The organism is Streptomyces sp. NPDC014889 (assembly GCF_043081205.1).
Classification (GTDB): Bacteria; Actinomycetota; Actinomycetes; order Streptomycetales; family Streptomycetaceae; genus Streptomyces.
This window is the reverse complement of the sequence record NZ_JBIBWH010000005.1, coordinates 1-20,604: the sequence shown is the minus strand read 5'-3', so window position 1 is coordinate 20,604 and position 20,604 is coordinate 1. Positions and strand designations below refer to the sequence as shown.

23 protein-coding genes and 1 pseudogene are annotated in these 20,604 nt (G+C 74.2%); 7 read left to right on the top strand and 17 right to left on the bottom strand.

Annotation, left to right across the window (positions count from 1 at the left end):
* Window positions 1–20 precede the first annotated feature (20 nt).
* Together ACF09J_RS11280 and ACF09J_RS11275 are read right to left on the bottom strand one after the other, a co-directional pair.
* A complete protein-coding gene (locus tag ACF09J_RS11280) occupies window positions 21–2,099 on the bottom strand; it encodes a phage holin family protein (protein WP_392305142.1) in 2,079 nt (692 codons plus the stop codon).
* Between the two features lie 152 nt (window positions 2,100–2,251).
* Window positions 2,252–2,689, bottom strand: coding sequence for a hypothetical protein (locus ACF09J_RS11275; protein ID WP_392305141.1), 438 nt, complete (start codon window positions 2,687–2,689; stop codon window positions 2,252–2,254).
* Window positions 2,690–2,774: 85 nt separating this feature from the next.
* Here ACF09J_RS11275 and ACF09J_RS11270 point away from each other — a divergent pair, with 85 nt between their 5' ends.
* Together ACF09J_RS11270 and ACF09J_RS11265 are read left to right on the top strand one after the other, a co-directional pair.
* Complete coding sequence (locus tag ACF09J_RS11270) at window positions 2,775–3,548, top strand: MBL fold metallo-hydrolase (protein ID WP_392305140.1); 774 nt, start codon at window positions 2,775–2,777, stop codon at window positions 3,546–3,548.
* Window positions 3,545–4,183, top strand: coding sequence for a DedA family protein (locus ACF09J_RS11265; RefSeq protein ID WP_392305139.1), 639 nt, complete (start codon window positions 3,545–3,547; stop codon window positions 4,181–4,183). Before ACF09J_RS11270 ends, ACF09J_RS11265 begins: the two co-directional genes overlap by 4 nt.
* A gap of 51 nt (window positions 4,184–4,234) precedes the next feature.
* Here ACF09J_RS11265 and ACF09J_RS11260 read toward each other — a convergent pair whose 3' ends face one another.
* From ACF09J_RS11260 to ACF09J_RS11245, 4 genes are all read right to left on the bottom strand, one after another.
* Window positions 4,235–5,311, bottom strand: coding sequence for an MBL fold metallo-hydrolase (locus tag ACF09J_RS11260; RefSeq protein WP_392305138.1), 1,077 nt, complete (start codon window positions 5,309–5,311; stop codon window positions 4,235–4,237).
* A complete protein-coding gene (locus ACF09J_RS11255) occupies window positions 5,308–6,558 on the bottom strand; it encodes an aminotransferase class I/II-fold pyridoxal phosphate-dependent enzyme (RefSeq protein ID WP_392305137.1) in 1,251 nt (416 codons plus the stop codon). Before ACF09J_RS11255 ends, ACF09J_RS11260 begins: the two co-directional genes overlap by 4 nt.
* 159 nt (window positions 6,559–6,717) lie before the next feature.
* On the bottom strand, window positions 6,718–7,539 hold the full coding sequence (locus ACF09J_RS11250; RefSeq protein WP_392305136.1) for a hypothetical protein: 822 nt from the start codon (window positions 7,537–7,539) through the stop codon (window positions 6,718–6,720).
* A 224-nt stretch (window positions 7,540–7,763) separates the two neighbouring features.
* Window positions 7,764–8,558 (bottom strand): RNA polymerase sigma factor SigF, encoded by a 795-nt coding sequence (locus tag ACF09J_RS11245; protein WP_392305135.1) that lies wholly within the window; start codon window positions 8,556–8,558, stop codon window positions 7,764–7,766.
* 296 nt (window positions 8,559–8,854) lie between these two features.
* Here ACF09J_RS11245 and ACF09J_RS11240 point away from each other — a divergent pair, with 296 nt between their 5' ends.
* A complete protein-coding gene (locus tag ACF09J_RS11240; RefSeq protein ID WP_392305134.1) occupies window positions 8,855–9,256 on the top strand; it encodes a DUF2795 domain-containing protein in 402 nt (133 codons plus the stop codon).
* A 91-nt stretch (window positions 9,257–9,347) separates the two neighbouring features.
* Window positions 9,348–9,890 (top strand): type 1 glutamine amidotransferase domain-containing protein, encoded by a 543-nt coding sequence (locus ACF09J_RS11235; protein WP_392305133.1) that lies wholly within the window; start codon window positions 9,348–9,350, stop codon window positions 9,888–9,890.
* A gap of 81 nt (window positions 9,891–9,971) precedes the next feature.
* On the opposite strand, the gene ACF09J_RS11230 is transcribed toward ACF09J_RS11235, so the two are convergent.
* On the bottom strand, window positions 9,972–10,220 hold the full coding sequence (locus tag ACF09J_RS11230; protein ID WP_392305132.1) for a DUF6158 family protein: 249 nt from the start codon (window positions 10,218–10,220) through the stop codon (window positions 9,972–9,974).
* Between the two features lie 88 nt (window positions 10,221–10,308).
* Here ACF09J_RS11230 and ACF09J_RS11225 point away from each other — a divergent pair, with 88 nt between their 5' ends.
* A complete protein-coding gene (locus ACF09J_RS11225) occupies window positions 10,309–11,424 on the top strand; it encodes a Vms1/Ankzf1 family peptidyl-tRNA hydrolase (protein WP_392305131.1) in 1,116 nt (371 codons plus the stop codon).
* A gap of 25 nt (window positions 11,425–11,449) precedes the next feature.
* On the opposite strand, the gene ACF09J_RS11220 is transcribed toward ACF09J_RS11225, so the two are convergent.
* On the bottom strand, window positions 11,450–13,069 hold the full coding sequence (locus tag ACF09J_RS11220) for an ABC-F family ATP-binding cassette domain-containing protein (protein WP_392305130.1): 1,620 nt from the start codon (window positions 13,067–13,069) through the stop codon (window positions 11,450–11,452).
* A gap of 42 nt (window positions 13,070–13,111) precedes the next feature.
* Window positions 13,112–13,765: a histidine phosphatase family protein gene (locus ACF09J_RS11215; protein WP_392305129.1), complete on the bottom strand. Its 654-nt coding sequence runs from the start codon at window positions 13,763–13,765 to the stop codon at window positions 13,112–13,114.
* Between the two features lie 89 nt (window positions 13,766–13,854).
* Here ACF09J_RS11215 and ACF09J_RS11210 point away from each other — a divergent pair, with 89 nt between their 5' ends.
* Together ACF09J_RS11210 and ACF09J_RS11205 are read left to right on the top strand one after the other, a co-directional pair.
* Entirely contained in the window at window positions 13,855–15,348 is a 1,494-nt protein-coding gene (locus tag ACF09J_RS11210) for a bifunctional phosphatase PAP2/diacylglycerol kinase family protein (protein WP_392305128.1), read from the top strand.
* A gap of 118 nt (window positions 15,349–15,466) precedes the next feature.
* On the top strand, window positions 15,467–16,285 hold the full coding sequence (locus tag ACF09J_RS11205) for a class I SAM-dependent methyltransferase (protein WP_392305127.1): 819 nt from the start codon (window positions 15,467–15,469) through the stop codon (window positions 16,283–16,285).
* A gap of 36 nt (window positions 16,286–16,321) precedes the next feature.
* Here ACF09J_RS11205 and ACF09J_RS11200 read toward each other — a convergent pair whose 3' ends face one another.
* The 8 genes and pseudogenes from ACF09J_RS11200 to ACF09J_RS11165 all read right to left on the bottom strand — a co-directional run.
* Window positions 16,322–16,585 carry a gas vesicle protein K gene (locus ACF09J_RS11200; protein ID WP_392305410.1) on the bottom strand — a complete coding sequence of 88 codons (264 nt, stop codon included), beginning with the start codon at window positions 16,583–16,585 and terminating at the stop codon, window positions 16,322–16,324.
* Window positions 16,586–16,605: 20 nt separating this feature from the next.
* Complete coding sequence (locus ACF09J_RS11195) at window positions 16,606–16,788, bottom strand: gas vesicle protein (protein ID WP_141356740.1); 183 nt, start codon at window positions 16,786–16,788, stop codon at window positions 16,606–16,608.
* Window positions 16,785–17,543, bottom strand: coding sequence for a GvpL/GvpF family gas vesicle protein (locus ACF09J_RS11190; protein ID WP_392305126.1), 759 nt, complete (start codon window positions 17,541–17,543; stop codon window positions 16,785–16,787). The genes ACF09J_RS11195 and ACF09J_RS11190 overlap by 4 nt, the downstream gene beginning before the upstream one ends.
* Window positions 17,540–17,971: a gas vesicle protein gene (locus ACF09J_RS11185; RefSeq protein WP_392305125.1), complete on the bottom strand. Its 432-nt coding sequence runs from the start codon at window positions 17,969–17,971 to the stop codon at window positions 17,540–17,542. The genes ACF09J_RS11190 and ACF09J_RS11185 overlap by 4 nt, the downstream gene beginning before the upstream one ends.
* The gene (locus ACF09J_RS11180) at window positions 17,968–19,134 is read right to left on the bottom strand and encodes an SRPBCC family protein (RefSeq protein WP_392305124.1); all 1,167 of its coding nucleotides are present in this window, start codon (window positions 19,132–19,134) and stop codon (window positions 17,968–17,970) included. The genes ACF09J_RS11185 and ACF09J_RS11180 overlap by 4 nt, the downstream gene beginning before the upstream one ends.
* A complete protein-coding gene (locus ACF09J_RS11175) occupies window positions 19,131–19,877 on the bottom strand; it encodes a PE-PGRS family protein (RefSeq protein ID WP_392305123.1) in 747 nt (248 codons plus the stop codon). The genes ACF09J_RS11180 and ACF09J_RS11175 overlap by 4 nt, the downstream gene beginning before the upstream one ends.
* A 77-nt stretch (window positions 19,878–19,954) precedes the next feature.
* Window positions 19,955–20,209 (bottom strand): annotated as a pseudogene (locus ACF09J_RS11170) (gas vesicle protein GvpG); the annotation flags it as partial.
* Window positions 20,210–20,213: 4 nt separating this feature from the next.
* Window positions 20,214–20,604, bottom strand: a 391-nt coding sequence (locus tag ACF09J_RS11165; RefSeq protein ID WP_392305122.1) for a GvpL/GvpF family gas vesicle protein, incomplete at its 5' end; no start/stop codon positions are given.

Genomic DNA, 20,604 nt, shown 5'->3' with positions numbered 1-20,604 from the left:
GGGCCGGGCGGCTCCCGGGGTCAGGCGGCCCGCTCCTCCGGTTCCGCGGTGAGCGGTGCCCCGGTCCCGGCTGCCTCGTGCAGCCAGCGCCGCAGCACGCGGTGGACGTGCTCGGCGCCGACCAGCTCCTCGCCCTCCGCGACCGGCGGGGAGCTGTCCAGCGGCGACAGCAGGAAGGGGCGGCCCTGCGCGCCGCCGAGGCCGCCGTGGGAGCCGATCTGCTCCTCGAAGGCGAGGACCTCCCCGTCGGCCGGGTCGTGGCTGGAGTTGACCATGATGTCGGCGGTGTGCGGGAAGGAGTGGGTGCGGCGTACCGCGTCGGCGGCGCCGGGGCCGAAGACGGCCAGCGGGCCCGGGTCGGTGTCCAGCTCGGCGAGCGGTATGCGTGCGCCGCGCGGGCCGAGGACGACACCGCCGTGCTCCTCGCTGCGCACGAGCAGGAAGCCGACGCCCGGATGGTCGGCGAGCGTGGACAGCAGCGCGGGGTGGCGGGCGTCGATCTCCTCCTGGCTCATGCGGTGCGGCACGTCCGGGAAGGAGACGAGGCCCAGGTTGCCGGAGGCCAGCACGACGGGCTCGGGGCGGCGGGAGGGCCGGCGGTCCTCGCCGCTCTCCTCGACCGGGCGGCCCAGCGCGGCCCGTACCGCTGCCCGCGCCTCGGCACCGCTGTGGGTGCGTTCGGCCCGGCGCGGCACGGACAGCCCGCAGCCGGCCCGGACGAGGTCGCCCAGGGTCAGGCCGTAGCGGGAGCGGAAGGTCTCGCCGGGGCTCTGGCCGTGGTCGGACAGGAGGACGAACCGGTACGGGCGCGGGGCGTGCTCGGCTACCTTCTCGATCAGCGCCAGCGAGCGGTCCAGGCGCCGCAGCACCTGCGCCGCGTCACGGCTGTGCGGCCCGGAGTGGTGGGCCACCTCGTCGTACGCCACCAGGTCGGCGTAGACGGCGGTGCGGCCGGCGAGCAGGTCGCCCATCACCGCGGCGACGACGACGTCCCGTTCGACGACCGTCGCGAAGGCGCGGATCAGCGGGTAGAGACCGCCGCGCGAGACGCGCGGGCGCTCCCCGCGGAGCCGGGCGCGCAGGGACTGGCCGATCTCGCGGCCGGTCTCGGCGACGAAGGACAGGAAGGTGCGGACGGCGTTGGCGGGGTCGGAGAAGTAGGCGAAGTACCCCGCGCGGGAGCGGCTGCCGCGGTCGCGGCGGACGGCGACCGACAGGACGAGGGCGAGTTCGCCGGCGCCGCCGCCGAAGAGGTTGCCGCGGCTGGCCCCGTCGGCGGTGAGCAGCCCGCCGTCGCCGGTGCGGCGTACGGCGCGGCGCTGGAGTTCGACGGCGCTGCTGGGACGGTTGCAGACCATCACCTCGCCGGTGTCCTTCTCGTACCAGCGGAAGGCGGGGACGTCGTGGTTGGACCCGTGCAGGATGCCGAGCTGGCTGGCGCCGGTCTGGCTGGACCAGTCGGTGCGCCAGGGCGTGAGCCGGTGAGTGGGCCCGGGATTCCCCCCGCCGGCGCCGAGCCAGCGGGCGACGGTCGGCATCAGGCCCTCGTCGACGGCGTCCCGCAGGACGTCGTGGCCGACGCCGTCGAGCTGGACGACAACAGTGCCGGGGGTCGACGAGCAGGGCGGCTGCCGTCCGCGGCGGCGGTCGGCGAGCCGGTGCAGCCGCCGCCGGTAGGCGTCGTCGTCGCGCACGGCGAGGGCGGCGCCGGTGGCCGAGGCGACCGCGGACATCACGGCGGCCACGATGACGGCGGTCTCGGGGGCCGCCTCGGCCTGGCCGGAGGGGGTGACGCGCAGGGCCAGCAGGAGCAGGGAGCCGTTGAGGAAGAACACGAGCAGCCCGAGGACCAGCGCGGGCACGAGCAGCAGCAGCCGCACGAGCAGCGGCCACACCACGGCCGACAGGACGCCGAAGGCGCCCGCTCCGAGCGCGGCGGTCACGGCGACGGTGGTGGCGCTGTCGCCGTCGGGCGACTGCAACTGGAAGTCGGGCAGGATCCCGGCGAGCACGAGCAGGGTGACCGTGGAGACGGCCCACACCGCGACACTGCGCCCGACCTGACTGGCGGCCCGCCGCCACCGCCGCCCGCCACCCATGCCTGGCACGTCCTCCGCTTCCGCCCCGCCCGGTGCCTCCGCACGGACGCACCCCAGCTTGTCATACACCCGCACAAACCACCGTGACCTGTGGTAACACCCACAAAGCGGTGGGGGCGGAGCGGTGGGTCAGAGGGTCAGGGGGCAGGGGGTCAGCGGCCGTCGTAGCCGGCGGTCGGCATGGAGAGGCGGCGGTGCACGCGGGCCTTCATCTGGGCGTCGTAGGAGGGCTCGGCCTGGCCCACCGTCTCCACCCGCACCCCGCGTCGCGCGCACTCCTCGGTGAACTCCTCGACGGAGGACAGCGCCCGCTCCAGCACCCGCCGGCTGGGGGCGACGAACAGGTCGAGGCCGGGACGCACTCCCTCCCACAGGGCGCTGTGGTCGGCGCGCAGCCCCCGGACGAGCAGTTCCCGCACGACCACGTAGCCGTGCTCGGCCGCCCAGCGGGCGCACATCGCGTGCTGGCTGCGGGAGTCCACCAGGAAGGGCTCGTCGTGCAGCTCCTCCAGGGGTGTCAGGCTCGCGATCGCCGTGACGCGGACGGCCGCCGGGGCGCCCCCGCCGGGGGCATCCCGCACTTCTCCCATGGCGTCCCCCTCACCTCCGGGTTTCCGCCGCCGACCCTACTCCTGCCCGTAGGCTCAGGGGGAGTCGCACGAAGGAGGCAAAGGAGTGCCGGTGGAGATCACCTGGTGGGGTCATGCCACCTGCACGGTCGAGGACTCGGACGTGCGCGTGCTGACCGATCCCCTGTTCGCCCGCCGGCTCGCGCACCTGCGGCGTCGCCGCGGCGCGCCACCGCCGCCCTCCGCCTGGCACGCGGACGTGGCCCTGGTCTCCCACCTGCACGCCGACCATCTGCACGTGCCCTCGCTGGCCCGGCTGGAGCCGGGCACGCGCCTGCTGGTGCCCCGGGGCGCGCTCGGGGCGGTCGCGGGACTGCGCCGGCTCGCCCACCTGCGGATCACCGAGGTGACGCCCGGTGACCGGGTCGAGGTCGGCGGTGTCGTCGTACGGGCGGTGCCGGCCCGGCACGACGGACGGCGGCTTCCGGTGGGGCGGCACCGCTCACCTGCGCTGGGCTACGTCGTCGAGGGCGAGGCGCGGACGTACTTCGCCGGGGACACCGGCCTGTTCGAGACGATGGCCGAGGAGGTCGGGCCGGTCGACGCGGCGCTGCTGCCGGTGGGCGGCTGGGGGCCCTACCTCGGCGCGGAGCATCTGGACGCGGGGCGGGCGGCGCAGGCGCTGGCCCGGCTGGCGCCGGGGAGCGCGGTGCCGGTGCACTACGGCACGTACTGGCCGATCGGCATGGACGCCGTGCGCCCCCATGAGTTCCATGCGCCGGGTGACGAGTTCGCGCGCCTGGCCGCCGAGCGTGCGCCGGGGGTCGCGGTGCACCGGCTCGGGCACGGGGAGAGCGTGCGCCTGGAGGGCGCCCGGTGATACGGATCGCCGCCGTGACCTCGGTGGTGCCGCCGGAGTCCACCCAGCAGGCGCTGGGGTATCCGTCGCTGTTCCTGCTGGTGCTGATCGGGGCGCTGGTACCGGTGGTGCCCACGGGCGCGCTGGTCAGTTCTGCGGCGGTGGTCGCGCTGCACCAGACGGCGCCGTTCTCGCTGGCGCTGGTGTTCGTGACGGCGTCGCTGGCCGCGTTCCTCGGGGACGCGGCGCTGTACTGGCTGGGGCGGCGCGGGCTGGGGTCGCGGAACGGGTCGCGGTGGCTGGAGGCGATCCGTACGCGCGCCCCGGAGGACCGGCTCGCGCAGGCGCAGCGGAAGCTGAGCGAGCACGGGGTCGCGGTGCTGGTCCTGTCCCGCCTGGTCCCGGCGGGCCGCATACCGGTGATGCTGGCCTGCCTGCTGGCGAAGTGGCCGCTGCGCCGTTTCTCGCGCGGCAACCTTCCCGCGTGCCTGGCCTGGGCGGTGACGTACCAGCTCATCGGCATCCTCGGCGGCTCCCTGTTCGAGGAGCCCTGGGAGGGCGTGGCCACCGCGATCGGACTGACCGTCCTGCTGGGCGCCGCCCCCTCGGCCTGGCGCCGCCTGCGCCGCCTGATCCCGGCCCAGCGCTCGCAGTGACCGGGGCGGCGGCGGGCCGGACGGTACCCGGCCGCCCGGCACACGGCTGCTTCAGGGCTGTTCCAGGACCCTGGAGGCGCCCACCGGCAGGTCCCACAGGCACTCCCGGGGGAAGCCGGCCTCCTGCCAGGCTCTGCGGACCCGGGTCAGGGGTTCCAGGAGGGGTTCGGCGGAGAGGACGAACGTGCCCCAGTGCATGGGCGCCATGTGCCGGGCACCGAGGTCCTGGACGGCCTGGACGGCTTCCTCCGGGTCGCAGTGGACGTCGCTGAGCCACCAGCGGGGGTCGTAGGCGCCGATGGGGAGCAGGGCGAGGTCGATGCCGGGGTAGCGGCGGCCGATGCGGGAGAACCAGTGGCCGTAGCCAGTGTCGCCGGCGAAGTACACGCGCTGCCCGTCGAGGTCGGTGAGCACCCAGCCGCCCCACAGGCTGCGGCAGGTGTCGGTGAGGGTGCGCTTGGACCAGTGGTGGGCGGGGACGAAGTCGAAGCGGACACCGGACAGTTCGGCCGCTTCCCACCAGTCCAGCTCGGTGACCCGGGTGAACCGGCGCCGCTGGAACCAGCGGCCGAGCCCGGCCGGCGCGAACACCGGGGTGTCGCGCGGGAGTCGGCGCAGGGTGGGCGCGTCCAGGTGGTCGTAGTGGTTGTGGCTGATGACGACCGCGTCGACGGGCGGCAGCGCCTCCCAGGCGACGCCGACGGGGGTCACCCGGGCCGGGGTGCCGATGATGCGGCGGGACCACACCGGGTCGGTCAGCACGGTCAGCCCGCCGATCCGGACCACCCAACTGGCGTGCCCCGCCCAGGTGACGGCGACGGTACGGGTGTCCACGCGGGGCAGTTCGGCGGGCCGGTACGGCAGCAGCGGGATGTCGGCGAGCGCCTCCTTGTCCGGCCGCAGGGCGCCCTCGCGGGCGAACCGGGCGAAGGCCTTCAGCCCGGGCAGCGGGGCGGTGAGGCGGTCGTGGAAGGTGCGCGGCCAGACCCGCCGCTCCCCCAGCGGCCGGGGTTCGGCCAGCGGCGGGAAGGGGGCGGGCCGGGAGGTCAGAAGGGAGGAGGCCGCGGGTTCGTCGGTCTCCTGAGGGGTGGTGCTCGTGGACGTGGTCGACTCGGACTGCTGCGTCATCGAGGAGGCTCCCATCGCTGAGCGTCGTCACGGAGATCGTCGAGTACCGAACTCAAGGAGAGCAACGCACGTTGCGTGTGTGGCAGTTCCAACGGCGTGGGGGACAGCAGGCATTCCGCGCGCTCCTCGTCGGTGCGGCCGAGGAGCTCCGTGGTGGACAGCCGTACGCGCAGCGCGCCGAGGTCGTCGCCGAAGCGGTGGCCGCCGGGCACGGGCAGTTCCAGGCGGGCGGTGAGGAAGTCCTCCAACTCCTGTGCGTCGCCCACCGCGTGGGCGTCGAGCGCGGTGCGCAGCGGGCCGAGGTCGGCGTACAGGTGGCGGCCGGACTGCGGCGGCCGGGCGAGCGCGCCGGCGGCGACCACGGCCTCGTGGACGGCCCGCGCCACGCGCGCGTGCAGGCGTACCGAGGCCGTCCGGCGCGCGGTGACCGGCCCGGGTTCGGCGAGGACGTAGGCGGCCGCGGCGGCGACCGGTTCGGCGACCCGGGCGTCGAGTGCGGTGAGGATGTCGAGCACGCGCGCGTGCAGTGCCTCGCCGGTGGCGCCCGCGGGGAAGCGGGCGATCGCGGCGGGCCAGCCGGCCGGCAGGAACGCGCCGGCCAGGTCGCTGACGACGGTGACCCGGTCGGGCAGCATCTCGGCGGGACTGAGCAGCACTGTCTCGTGCGGTGCGTGCACGGTGTCGCGCCAGGTCTCGTCGCTGACCAGGTGCAGTCCCTCGGCCGTGGCGGCCTCGACGGTCTCGTGCAGCACCTCCGGCGGCGCCACGGTGGCGGTGGGGTCGTCGGCGACGGACAGGACGAGCAGCCGGGGGTCGCCGCCCTCGGCGCGGACTCTGCGGACCGTCTCCAGCAGGGCGTACGGGTCGGGGACCCCGCCGCACTCGGCCGGCGTGGCCACGTGGAAGGCCGGGGTGCCCAGCAGGCGTGCGTACGGCGCCCACCAGGCCGCGCAGGGCCGGGGCACCAGGACGTCACCGCCGAGCGCGGCGGTCAGCGCGAGCAGCAGGGCGGGGGCGCCGGGCGCGGCCGCTACCCGGCCGGGCGTGGTGGGCAGTCCGCGCCGCAGCCAGTAGCCGCAGGCGGCGTCCAGCAGTTCGGCGCCGCCGCCGATCGGTCTGCGCCGGGTCCGGCGCGCGGCCCCGGCGAGCGCGGCGGACACCTCCGGCAGGACGGGCAGTCCGTCGTCGGGGAGGGCCGACGGTCCGTAGCGGACGGGGCCGTGGCCCTCCGGTTCCGTCCGCCGCATGGGTACCTCCGCGAAGTCCCTGATGCCCTGTGGTGCCGCCGCGCCGGGTCCCGGCGCGGGCCGTGCCTTCGGGCCTCCGTGTACCCCGGGTGACACGGCCCCAAGGCCACCGGCCGGGTCGGGAGGATCACACGGGGCCGCTCGCATCCGCCGGTCCGGTCACCTGTCGGCCTTCCCACGCCGCCACGCCCGGTGGACCGCCCCGGCGAGCGCCGCCAGAATCAGCGCGCCACCGCCGATCAGCGCGGGCAGTGAGGCGGTGAACGACCCGCCCGCACCGGCCTGTACCCCGTGCTGCGCCGGGTCGCGGTCCGCGTCGGCGGCGGACTGCCCCCGGGAGGGATCCCAGGTCCCGTTGTCACGGGAGGGGTCCCGTGACTCCTGCGGACGGGAGGGCTCGTAGGAGGCACCGCCGTTGAGATCGGGCGCGACCTGGGCCCGGGAAGGGTCGTAGGACGGAATGTCACGGGCGGGGTCGCGCGGGGCCTGCCCGGGGCCGGGATCGCGGGGCGAACCCTGCGCGGACCGGCCGGGGGCCGGGTCACCGGGCGGAGCCTGCGCGAACTGGCCCGCGCCCGGGTCACCCGGCGGGCTCGGCGCGGCCTGGGGACGGGACGGGTCGTTGGCCAGGGCGTCCTGCAGGATCGGATCCCGCGACGTGTCCACCGGCGCCGCCGCCCCCGCGTCGCGGACGGCACCCGCGGCCGGGCCCGCGCCCGGGGTCCGCGGAGCCGCGGTGGACGGGGCCGCGGACATCGCACCGTGTCTGCTCGTGCCGGGCGCGGACGCCCGTGCGCAGTTCTCCGCCGTGGCGCCCGGGGCGGCGGCGCCTGCCGGGGCGCACGCCGTGGTGGCGACGACGCCCTCGGCCGGTGGGCGGGGCTGTGCTGCCGGGCTCGCCAGGGCGGCCGACGTCGCGCCGCCCGCCATGACTCCGGCCAGGATGGCGACGGGCAGGGCGCGGGGGACGGTACGGCGCATGAGCGGTGCTCCTCGGACCGGCGGCGGCTGACGGCACGGGTTCGTGCCCTCGCTGCCATCACAGCCGCTGGGGCCGCGGGTCGCGCGCGGCCGGGCCCCATTGGCGGGACACCAACGGCCCTATCGGGTGACACCGGCACGGGCGCCGGGGTGGTGGTCACCGGCGACGGTGTGACCATCGGGCCGACCGATGCCGGCCGCAGCGCCCCGCCGGCGGGCCGCGTCTACACGACCTCCCGCATCACCTGCTCCCGCAGCCGGTCGCAGCATCGGCTGATCAGGCGGGACACATGCATCTGCGAGATGCCGAGCTGCTCGGCGATCCGGCTCTGCGTCATGTCGCCGAAGAAGCGCATGTACAGGATGGCCCGCTCCCGTTCGGGCAGCGCCGCCAGCCGCGGCTTCACGGACTCGCGGTCCACCACGGTGTCCAGGGCCGGGTCGGACGAGCCCAGGCAGTCGCCCAGGGAGTGTCCGTCCTCGCTGCCGGACAGCTCCGCGTCGAGCGAGAGGGCGGTGAAGCTCTCCAGCGCCTCGAGGCCGACCCGCACCTCCTCCTCGCTCAGGTGGGCGTGCTCGGCGATCTCGGGGACGGTGGGGCCGCGGCCGGAGATCGTCCGGGACAGGTCCTGGGAGGCGAAACGCACCCGGTTGCGCAGCTCCTGCACCCGGCGCGGTACGTGCACCGTCCACATGTGGTCGCGGAAGTGCCGTTTGATCTCACCGGTGATGGTCGGCACGGCGTAGCTCTCGAAGGCGTTGCCGCGCTCGGGGTCGTAGCGGTCGACCGCCTTGACCAGGCCGAGCGCGGCGACCTGCCGCAGGTCCTCGGAGCTCTCGCCGCGGCTGCGGAACCGGCCGGCCAGCCGTTCGGCCATCGGCAGCCAGGCTTCCACTATCTCGTCGCGCAACTCGTTCCGCCGCTGCCCCGGCGGAAGCGTGGCGAGCAGGCGGAAGGCTTCCGCGGTGTCGGGGGCGTCGTCGTGGGGGTGGTGCCTGGCGCTCGCTCGCGTTGGCATGGTGCGTCGCAGCTCCCTCGCAGTCCTCTCGGGTGGACGGTCACCGTGGGAGCGCGGGCGTGAACCGGACCGCCGCACGTGGCGGCGCACTGCGCCGCTCCCACGGGCGTGCCTCCGGTCCGAAGCACTGGGTCCGCGCATGCCCCGGTCCCTGACGCCCAAACACCGCGCCCGGGAAGCCGATCCCGAGGGGCCGGGACGCGTGCCGCCCGGGCTGTCATCCCGTCCCGGAAAACCGGTGTCGGCTTCCCGCGCACGGGTACGCGGTGGCCACCCCCGACGATCTGGAGGGAGACATGCAGCGAGGCAGTGACCGGCTGAGTGTCCACCGTGACGACGAGATGAAGCACGAACTGCAGGGGCTGCTCAGGTCCGGCCATCCCACGCGGAGCGAGGAGTGGCACGACCCGGAGCCGACCGCCGAGGACGACCCGGAGGTGTGGGGCGGACCGGTGACGCCGGGCGGCTCCCGGGCGTCGCTGGAGACCGTGCGTCTTGAGCTGGCCAGGATCCTGGGCCGCAGCGCCTTTCCCGCGGGTCCGGGCGAACTGGCCCGCGAGCTGCGGCGCAAGAACGCCCCCGACGCGCTGATCGAGGCGCTCCAGCGACTGCCGAACAAGGCGCGCTACGCCAATGTGCAGGAGCTGGCCCGGGAGCTGACCCACAACGAGCGGCCCGCACGGGAGGACCGCGCCTAGGGTCTTTCGTCGGCGGCCGAGGCGAAGAACGAAGAGCGCCCCGGGGGCGGCGACGCCCGTCCCCGGGGCGGCGAAAGGACGTTGAGGCATCATGCGCATCGCATTTCTGACCGCGCCCGAGGGCGTGGAACAGGTCGAGCTCACCGAACCCTGGAAGGCCGCGAAGGACGCCGGTCACGAGCCCGTGCTCGTCTCGACGAAGTCCGGGCGGATCCAGGCCTTCGACCACCTGGACAAGGCCGACACGTTCCCGGTGGACGCGGTCGTCGGCGAGACCTCCCCGGAATCCTTCGACGCGCTGGTCCTGCCGGGCGGCGTGGCCAACCCCGACTTCCTGCGGATGGACGAGAAGGCGGTGGCGTACGTCGGCGCGTTCTTCGAGCAGGGGCGCCCGGTGGCCGCGATCTGCCACGCGCCGTGGACGCTGGTCGAGGCGGACGTCGTACGGGGCCGGGTGCTGACCTCGTGGCCGAGTCTGCGCACGGACATCCGCAACGCGGGCGGCATCTGGGTCGACGAGCAGGTGAAGGTCTGCGACCACGGTCCGAACAAGCTGATCACCAGCCGCAAGCCGGACGATCTGAAGGCGTTCTGCGAGGCGTTCCTCGACGTCCTCGCCGAGAAGGCGGGCTGAAACGGAGCGCCCCCGGGACCGGGGCCTTGTCTCAGGTGCGGGGTGCGGCCGGCATTTCAGGTGCGGGGTGCGGCCGGCATTTCAGGTGCGGGGAGCGGCCGACTCCCCGCATCCGCGTTCCCTGGCCCCCTCGCGGGTGCGGCCGGCGGCGACCGGGCGACGCGGGTTGCGGCGCAGGTACTCGCCCTCGAGCTGCGCCATCCGCTCGTTGTGGGTGCGCAGCGCGTCGTTCGAGCCGTAGAGCAGCGTGTCGTGGCGCGTGCGGTGGATCGTCTCCAGCTCCCTCATCAGCTGCTGGTCGTCCAGCCGTCCCGGGTCGACTCCGGCCATGGTGATACCCCGTTCGTCGTGTTCCGTACCTGCGGTCCGGGTACCCGCCCGGCGTGCGGCACCACCGAACGGTCTCCGGGAGGGAGCCATGGATCTCGCCTTTCTGCATCCACTCTACGAACACCCGGGCCCCTGGGCCTCCGTGTACGTCGACACCTCCCGGCACGCGGAGGACACGGCGCACCAGCTCGAGCTGACGGCCCGGGCCATGGGGCGCGAACTGGCACGGCAGGGCGCGGACGAGGCCACCTGCCGTGCGGTGGAGGAGGCCGTGGAGGGGCTGCGCCACACCCCCGATCCGCACGGGCGGGTGCTGTTCGCGCGGGCCGGCACGGTGGTGCTCGACCCGCTTCTCGCGCGTCCGCCGCAGGGCGGCAGCCGGGCGGAGTGGGCGCCGCTGCCGCGCGTGGCGCCGCTGCTCGACCTGGCGGGCGAGGATCCGGTCGCGATCGTCGCGTACGTCGACCGCAGGGGCGCGGACTTCGAGCTGCGCAGCTCGCTGGGCCGGCAGGACGCGGGGACGGTGGTGGCGCAGGAGTGGCCCATCCACCGGACGACCAGCGCGGACTGGTCGGAGCGGCATTTCCAGCTCAAGGTGGAGAACACCTGGGAGCACAACGCGGCGGAGATCGCGGACGCGCTCAGTGTCTGCCAGGAGGAGACGGCCGCCGACCTGCTGATCCTGGTCGGGGAGGACCGGGAGCAGCGGGAGGTGCGCGAGCGGCTGCCGAAGCGGCTGCACGAACGGGTGGCGGAGGCCGCCCACGGCACCGGCAGCCGGCTCCTTGACGAGGACGTGGAGCGGATCCGCGCCGAGCACGTGCACCGGCGTGTGGAGAACGAGCTGGACCGGTTCCGGGCGGCCCGTACACCGGACGACGAGGGCAGGTCCGCGGCGGCCGAAGGAGTGTCCGCGCTGGTCGAGGCGGCCCGCGAGCACCGGCTGGAGGAACTGCTGATCCGCCCGGACGGCGCCGACGCCCACCGCGAGGTGTGGATCGGCGAGGACGCCGACCAGCTGGCCGTGCGGCGTACGGAGCTGAGGACGCTCGGCGAGCGGAACTCCTGGCCGGCGCGGGCCGACGACGCCCTGCTGCGTTCGGCGGTGTGTCAGGACGCCACGGCCCTGTCGCTGGACCCGGCGGTCCCCGCCGGCGAGGACGTGCCGACGGGCGGCCTGGGTGCCGTCCTGCGCTGGAAGTGAGCGGCCGGACAGGCGCGGCCGGCGGTCACCGGGCCCGGCGCACCCGCCGTTCGTCCCACACCGGCTCCGGGGTCTCGCGGACCCGGCCGTCGCTGCCGAAGACCAGGTACCGGTCGAAGGAGGTGGCGAACCAGCGGTCGTGGGTGACCGCGAGGACCGTGCCCTCGAAGGCCTCCAGGCCCTCCTGGAGGGCCTCGGCGGACTCCAGGTCGAGGTTGTCGGTCGGCTCGTCCAGCAGCAGGGCGGTGGCGCCCGCCAGCTCGAGCAGCAGGATCTGGAACCGGGCCTGCTGCCCGCCGGAGAGCCGGTCGAAGGTCTGCTCGGCCTGGCCGGTCAGCTCGTAACGGCGCAGCCGCGACATGGCGGCGCCGCGGTCCTGGGAGTGCTCCTTCCACAGGATGTCCAGCAGGGTGCGGCCGGTCAGCTCGGGGTGTGCGTGGGTCTGGGCGAAGTGCCCGGGGACCACACGCGCGCCGAGCTTCCACGCGCCGGTGTGCGCCACGTCCTCGCCGGCGAGGAGCCGCAGGAAGTGCGACTTGCCGGAGCCGTTGGAGCCCAGCACCGCGACGCGTTCGCCGTAGAAGACCTCCAGGTCGAAGGGGTGCATCAGGCCGGTCAGCTCCAGGCCCCGGCAGGTGACGGCCCGGACGCCGGTGCGGCCGCCCTTCAGGCGCATCCGGATGTCCTGCTCGCGCGGCGGCTCCGGCGGCGGCCCGGCCTCCTCGAACTTGCGCAGCCGGGTCTGGGCGGCCTGGTAGCGGGAGGCCAGTTCATGGCTGACGGTGGCGGCCTGCCGCAGGTTCAGCACCAGCTTCTTGAGCTGCGCGTGCTTCTCGTCCCAGCGTCTGCGCAGTTCCTCGAAGCGGGCGAAGCGCTCGCGCCTGGCCTCGTGGTAGGTGGCGAAACCGCCGCCGTGCACCCAGGCGTCCGCGCCGGCCGGGCCGGGTTCCAGGGAGACGATCCGGTCGGCGGCGCGGGCGAGGAGTTCCCGGTCGTGGGAGACGAACAGGACCGTCTTGCGGGTCTGCTTCAGACGCTCCTCTAGCCAGCGCTTGCCGGGCACGTCGAGGTAGTTGTCCGGCTCGTCGAGCAGCAGCACCTCGTCCGTGCCGCGCAGCAGCGCCTCCAGCACCAGCCGCTTCTGCTCGCCGCCGGACAGGGTGCGCACCTGCCGCCACTGCGCCTTGTCGTAGGGCACGCCGAGCGCGGCCGTGGTGCACATGTCCCACAGGGTCTCGGCCTCGTAGCCGCGCGCCTCCGCCCAGTCGGCGAGCGCCTGCGCGTACTGGAGCTGGGCGGCCTCGTCGTCGACCGTCATGATGGCGTGCTCGGCCGTGTCGACGGCCCGGGCGGCCTGTCTCACCCGCGGCGGCGCGACCGACACGAGCAGGTCGCGCACGGTCGTCTCGTCCCGCACCGACCCCACAAACTGCCGCATCACACCGAGGCCGCCGCTGACGGTCACGGTGCCGCCGTGCGGTTTCAGCTCGCCGGACACCATGCGGAGCAGGGTGGTCTTGCCCGCGCCGTTGGGTCCGACGAGGGCCACGGCGGCCCCCTCGCCCACCCGGAAGGACACGTCGCCGAGCAGCGTCCTCCCGTCGGGGAGGACGTACTCCAGGTGCGCGGCTTCCAGATGTCCCATGGTCAGGCATTCTGACGGCGGCCGTACGGACCCGGCAAACGCTTATCCGAAGTCCACGGGCCGGCCCGTCGGGCCGCTCTCCCGCGCCGGGGTGACGAGGGCGTCCGCCCAGGTCAGGGCCGTCCATCCGGTGCCGCCCGAACCCTGCAGGACCACCACGCCGGTGTTCTCCAAGGGGTGGGTTGCGGCGAACTCCGCGTCGAGGTTGCGGACGCGGACCGCGGTCCACAGGCGGATGGCCGCGCCGTGACTGACCAGGGCGACGGTTCCGGCGCCGTCCGCGGTGGCCTCGGCGACGACGGCGTCGTAGCGGTCCAGCACCTCGGTGCCGCTCTCACCGCCGGGAATACGCGTCCGGGTGTCACCGGCGGCCCAGCCCAGCAGCGTGCGCATGTACGCCTGGCCGCGCTCGGAGTCGCCCGGCTCCGTCTCCAGGTCGCCCGCGGACACTTCGCGGATGCCGTCGCGGACGATCACGTCGAGTCCGCGCTCGGCGGCCAGCGGCCGGGCGGTGAGCTGGGTGCGGACCAGCGTGGAGGCGTAGAGCGCATCGATGTCCTCGCCGGCGAGCGCCCGCGGCAGCGCGGCGGCCTGCCGTTCGCCGAGCCCGGTCAGGCCCGGCCCGGGGATCCGCGTGTCCAGCAGATGGCCCACGTTGGAGGGGGTCTGGGCGTGGCGGATGAGGAGCAGACGCATGTCGGGGGTCCCTACGACGGCCGGTGCCGCCCCGCGCGCACCGGGAACGGCGCACACAAGAAGCGGCCACTTCAGGGTAGCGGTCCCCTATGAGCCCAGACGTCGACCTCACCGTCCCGAAGACCGGCGCCCACGTCCTCCTGAACCGTCTGACGGCCCTGGACAGCCGGCTGTTCGAGTTCGCGGCCGAACGCCGCTGGCCCGGCGCCGGGCCCGTGCTGCCGAGGCTGAGCCGGGCCGCGAACCACGGCGTGCTGTGGTGCGCGGCGGCGGCCGCCATCGCCGCGAGCCGCACCCCGAGGGCCCGCCGGGCCGCGGCCCGCGGCCTGGCCTCGCTGAGCCTGGCGTCCCTGACCGTCAACACGATCGGCAAACGCTCGGTGCGCCGCGAGCGGCCGGTCCTCGACCCCGTCCCGCTGATCCGCCGGCTCAAGCGGCAGCCGTTCACCACGTCCTTCCCGTCCGGGCACGCGGCGTCCGCGGCCGCCTTCGCGACGGGCGTGGCCCTGGAGTCCCCGGCGTGGGGGGCGGCGGTGGCGCCGGTCGCCGCGTCGGTCGCGCTCTCCCGTGTCTACACCGGCGTCCACTTCCCGAGCGATGTGCTGGCGGGTGCCGCACTGGGCGCGGGCGTCGCGTTCGCGGCCCGGGCCCTGGTGCCCACCCCCGACCGGACCGGCCCGCCGGTCCACTCTCTCGCCGACCTGCCGGCGCTGCCCGGCGGCAAGGGCCTGGTGCTGGTGGTCAATCGGGCCTCGGGCACCGCGGACCGCGCCGGCGCGCTGGGCGGATTACTGCCGGAGGCGGAGGTCGTCGAGTGCGGCCCTGAGGACGTCGGGGCCGCGTTGGAGAGGGCGGCGGACCGCGCCCGGGTGCTCGGGGTGTGCGGCGGCGACGGCACCGTGAGCACGGCCGCCGAGGTCGCCCTGCGCCACGGCCTGCCGCTCGCGGTGCTGCCCGGCGGCACGCTGAACCACTTCGCCCACGACCTGGGCGTGGAGGACGCGCGGGCCCTGGCCAGGGCCGTGGAGCACGGTCACGGCGTGCGCGTGGACGTGGGCCGCTTCCGCTCCGGGAGCAAGCGGGGCGTCTTCCTCAACACCTTCAGCCTCGGCGTGTACCCGGAGCTGGTGCGCCGGCGCGACCGCTGGGCCGGCCGGATCGGCGCCTGGCCGGCCGGGGTGCTGGCGGCGGTGAAGGTGCTGCGCGCCGACCGCCATCCGCTGCGGGCGGTGGTGGAGGGCCGCACCCACCCGCTGTGGCTGCTGTTCGCCGGGAACGGCACGTATCACCGCAAGGGGCTCGCGCCGGGCCGCCGGCTCGACCTGACGGACGGGAAGCTCGACGTCCGGGTGGTGCACGGGGGTCGCAGGCCGGCCCTGCGGCTGCTGTTCGCGGCCCTGGCGGGCCCGCTGACGCGGTCCCCGGCCCATGCCGCGGTCCAGGTCGGCCGGCTGCGTCTGACCGGTGTCGCGCCCGGCACCCTGCTCGCCCACGACGGGGAGGTGATGGAGGTGGCGGACGAGCTGTGGCTGGAGAAGCTGCCCAAGGCGCTGGCGGTGTACCGGCCGCTGCCCCGCGACTGACCGTGCGTCTCGGATCGTGAAACCTGGGTCTCACCATCCGGCACGGAGGCGTACCGTGATCGCGTACCGCCCGGGGCCGCGGGCCCCATGGGACCAGGGGACGAGAAGGGGTACAGCCATGCCGAAGCGGGAGACCGCCGTCTACACGCACGGGCACCACGAGTCCGTGCTGCGTTCGCACACCTGGCGCACCGCCGCCAACTCCGCGGCCTACCTGCTCGGCTCGCTGCGGCCCCACATGCGCATCCTCGACATCGGCTGTGGTCCGGGCACCATCACCGCCGACCTGGCAGCCCTGGTCCCCCAGGGGCACGTCACGGGGGTCGACCGGGCGCCCGGCGTCCTGGAGCGGGCCCGGTCCACGGCCGCCGGGCGGGGCCTGGCCAACGTCGACTTCGCGGTGGCCGACGTCCACGCCCTCGACCATCCCGACGACGCGTTCTGCGTCGTCCACGCCCACCAGGTGCTCCAGCACGTGGGCGATCCCGTGCAGGCGCTGCGCGAGATGCGGCGGGTGACGAAGCCGGGCGGGTACGTCGCCGTGCGCGACGCGGACTACGCGGCGATGACCTGGTACCCGCAGGTGCGGGGGCTGGACGACTGGCTGGACCTGTACCGGCGGGTCGCCCGCGCCAACGGCGGCGAGCCGGACGCGGGACGCCGGCTGCGGTCGTGGGCGCTGGCGGCCGGCTTCACCGACGTCACGGCCGGCTCCAGCACCTGGACCTACGCCACCGAGGACGAGCGCGCCTGGTGGAGCGGGCTCTGGGCCGACCGCACCCTGGCGTCGGCGTACGCCGAGCGCGCCGTCGGGGGCGGACACGCGACCGAGGAGGAGCTGCGGGCCGTGTCGGCGGCGTGGCGGGAGTGGGGCGAGCGGCCCGACGGCTGGTTCGCGGTCCTGCACGGGGAGATCCTGTGCCGCAAGGAGGCCTGATCCCGCGCCGTTCCCGTCGTACCCGTCGTTCGGGACTCACTCGCGGGGAAGCAGGGGTCCCAGCGGTCCCAGGTCGAGGTTCAGGTCCTCGGGCCGCAGCCCGTAGCGGTCGCGCAACTCGGCCATGCGGTCCTCCAGGAGCATCAGCGTGAGGCCGATCCGCTCCTCCTGCTCCTCGCTCAGGTCCCCCTCGTCGAACCGGCGCACCGCCTGTCGCTCCATGAGCTGGCGCAGCAGCTCCACGACGGTGAGCACGAGTTTCACCAGGTCCCGCTCGACGGTGTCGGGTTCCAGGTCCATGTGCTTGCGCGGGGCCACGACTACTCCTCGAAGGGCGACGGCACTTGTGCGTTCACCGAGCTGATCAGCGCGTTCAGGTCGATGCGGACGAGGTCCACGTCGGCGATGCGCAGGGTGATGTCGCCGGTGATGACGACACCGCCCGCCAGCAGCCGGTCGAGCAGGTCGACCAGGGCGATCTCACGGCGTTCGACTACCGTCATCCCTCCTCCCCCGCGAAGGAGTACGCCGCCCACGGCCCGGTGAGTTCCACGCGCAGCCCCGGTACGTCGTCCTTCGTACGGTCCACCAGTTCCACGAACTCCTCCGAGTCGCCGCGCGGCACCAGATAGGCAGCGTTGAGCACGTTCCGCCCCGCGGCGCCGGAGAGGGTGGGGTTCTGCGGGGCGTGCAGCCGGGACTCCTCGGCGAAGGCGGAGAGCTGCTCGTGCAACCGGGTGGCGAAGGCCTCCGCCTTCTGCCACAGGTCCTCCCCCGCCCGCGTCTGCTGCCGCCGCTGCCGCAGGTAGTCCCGGCCGGAGGCGGCCTTCGACGCGGGCTGCGCGGCCTGCTGGGACTGCGCGGTCTCGGCATAGATCTTCACACCCCACTCCACGCGCCCCTCCAGCCGGTCCAGGGTGCGGCGGATGTGGTCCTCGCGGGCCTCGATCATCGAGCGCACGGCGCTGTCGTCGCGGAAGACGGTGGCGAACCTGAGCGGCAGCGGTGTGGTGACGACGGTCAGCGCGTCGATGACGCCCTGGTGGGCGCGGGCGGTGTCGGCGAGCCAGTCGAGGTCCTCCAGATGGGCACGCAGCGGCTCCTCGGCGAAGTCGCGCTCCGGCACCTCGCTGACGACGGCGACCAGGCCGTGGTGGTTGAGCTGCTTGGCCGGAGCGCCCGCCACTCCGGTCAGCTGCGCCTGGAGGGGTGCGCCGAGGGGCCGGCAGACGGCGTAGACGTACCGCAGTCCGGTCATCGTTCCTCCTTGCGGGCACGGTCCTGGTCCACGCGGTCCTGATCCACACGGTCACGGTCCTGACGGTCCCGGTCCGCCCGGCCGCGCTCCAGGCGGTCCGGCTCGGGGCGGCCGCGGTCCAGTTCCAGTTCCTCCAGCCGTGCCAGCCGCTCGCGCAGCTCGGCGTTCTCCCGGGCGAGCTCGTCGCGACGGGCCCGGGAGGAGAGCGCCGGGTCGCTCTCCCACCAGTCGATACCCATCTCCTTGGCCTTGTCGACCGATGCCACGACGAGCCGCAGCTTGATGGTGAGCAGTTCGATGTCGAGCAGGTTGATGCGGATGTCGCCCGCGATGACGATGCCCTTGTCGAGCACGCGCTCGAGGATGTCGGCGAGGTTCGCCCCGCTGCTCGGGCCGTACGGTTCGGGCAGCCGGCCGGGCGTCGTCATCGGCGGCCCCCGCCCTCGGCGTACTCGGGCTCCTCCTGGTCCTCGTACTCGTCCTCGTCCTGGGGCTCTTCCTCGTCCGCCTCGTCCCGGGGCTCGTACTCCTCGTCCTCCTCCCCCTCGGGCTCCTCTTCGGCCCCGTGCTCGTACTCGCCGTTCTCCTCCCCGTTCTCCTCCTCGTCGTACGGCTGCTCCTCGTCCTGCTCCTCGTCCTGCTCCTCGTCCTGCTCCTCGTCCTCGTAGTCGCCCTCCTCCTCGGGCTCCTCCTGCTCCTCCTGCTCCTCCTCGGCCACCGCGTCCTCGTGGCTGCGCACGACCTCGCCGTCGCGGATCTCGCCGCGCCAGCTGTCCTCGGCCTCCCCCTTGAGGGTGATGAAGCGGACGTAGTTCTTCAGGTCCAGCCGGGCGCGGCGGCCCTGGGCCCGCCAGATGTTGCCGGTCTTCTCGAAGAACCCGCTGGGGTAGTACTCCATGACCAGCAGGATCCGGGTGAGGTTCTCCTCCAGCTGGTGGAAGGTGACGACACCCTTCGTCGTGCCCTTCGCGCCCTCCGACGTCCACTCGATGCGCTGGTCGGGCACCTGCTCGACGGTGTGGGCCTTCCAGCTACGGCTGGACCAGAGCACCTTCAACTGCCAGTCGGAGGTGGTGTCGTCTGCGCGGTTCGCGCTCTTGACGCCCTTGGCGAAGGTGCTGAAGTCCTGGAACTGGGTCCACTGGTCGTAGGCGGTGCGCAGCGGCACGCCCACGTCGACGGACTCGATGATGACGGTGGGCTTGCTGCCCCCGGCACGCTTGCGCTTGCCCCCGCCGCCACCGCCTCCGATGTTCTTCAGCGCGCCCATGACCCTGTCCTTGGCGCGGGAGGCGCCCAGCTCCAGGATCGAGCGCACCGGCCCCTTGCCCTCGGCGACCTTCCGGCCGGCGTCGAGGGCGAGCTTGGCGAAGCCGGGGCTGTTGCCCTCGGCGATGTCGTTCAGCTTGCCGGTGGTCTCGCCGAGCTTGTGGCCGAAGCCGACCAGCAGCCGCTGGGCCTGGGCGGCGAGGTAGTCCTGCACCTCTGCCTTGAGGCGGTCGGCGGCTTCGCTGTGGGCGAGATCGCCGAGCGGGCTGTCCTTCACCGCGCCGCCGGCGGCGCGGGTCGCGGATCCGAGGGCCTCGGTCATCGGTCACCACCACCCTTCGGCCGCCGGGTGCGGGCGGCGCGGGTCGCGTCGCCCGCCGCGGCCGTCTTCTTCGCGGCCGTCCTGCCGGTCGCGGTCTTCTTCGCCGCCGCCGTCTTGGCGGGGGCCTTCCTCGCGGGCGCCTTCTTCGCCGCTTCCCTCCGGTCCTGCGAGCCCGCCGGCGCCTTCTTGGCGGCCTTCTTCGGGGGAGCCTTCTTCGCCGGCCCCTTCTTCGCGGGGGCCTTCCCGGCCGCCTCCTTCCGGTCCGCCCCGCCCTGGCCGCCGGACTCGCCCCGGTTCTCCCGCTCGGCCTCGCGGCCCTCCCGGTCGTCGTACTCGTCCTCGTATTCGTCCTGGCGCTCGCCGTCGCCCTCGTCCGGGTACTCGTCCTCCTCTTCGCTCTCCTCGTCCCCGCCGGGCTGCGGCACGACGCCGGCGAGCTCGTCGCGGACCTGTGCGGTCCGCCCGTGCAGCCGGTCGGCGAGCGCGGTCATCTGCCGTTCGACCATCGCTCCCGAGGCCGCCTTGCCGACACCCTTCAGGTCCTCGCGCAACTGGTCCCCGATCTCCTTGAGCTGCGGGTTGTTCATCAGCTGCTGGTTGACCATCTGCGCGATACCGGCCGGGCCGAGGTTCAGCTTCTTGCCGGCGACCAGACTGCCCACCGTGAGGGCGAGTTTGGCCTTCTTCGTCCGTCCCAGGAGATAGCCGGCGCCTAGCGCGACGCCGAGTCCCACTTTGTTCATCGTGCCGTCCCCTCGCCTGTCCCCGTGTCCGTCCCGGTCTCCGTGCCCGCGTCCGCGCCCGACTCTGTCCCCGTGCCTGTCTCGGTTCCTGTTTCGGTGCCTGTGCGCGTGCCGGTCTCCAGCCGGTCCAGAAGCTCGTCCTCACGGCGGTCGAACTCCTCGTCGCTGATCTCGCCCGCCTCCAACTGCTCTTCGAGCCGGGCCAGTTCGGCCTGGATCGTGGCCGGGTCGTAGTAGATGCGCTCGGCTTCGCGCAGTACCTGCCGGATCGCCCAGGCGCTTCCGCGCGCCGGAGCGAACGGCAGCAGCAGCACTTCGGAGATGAGTCCCATGACGTCACTCCGCTCCTGTGCCGGCTCCGGCCGTGCTGCTCGCGGGCTCGGCGGGGCCGGGTTCTACGAAGCTGTACGGCGGCAGCGGCCCGTTCACCCGCAGTTCCAGGTGGGGCAGGTCCTTGCGGGCCCGTTCGACCGCGGTCACGAACTCCTGTGCCGCCTCCCGCTCCACCAGGAACGACGTGTTGACCAGCCAACCCGTCGACGGCGGACCCTCACTGACCGCGTCCGCACACGGCGTGAGCGCCGCCACCACCGCCCGCGCGTCCTCACCCTCACGCGCCTGCACGGCCGCCGCGACCAGCTCACCAAGACGGATCTTGTCCTCGTAACCACCGCCACCCGAACGCCGGTTGGCCTCCGCCAACGACCGGATCTCCGGATTCTCCGCC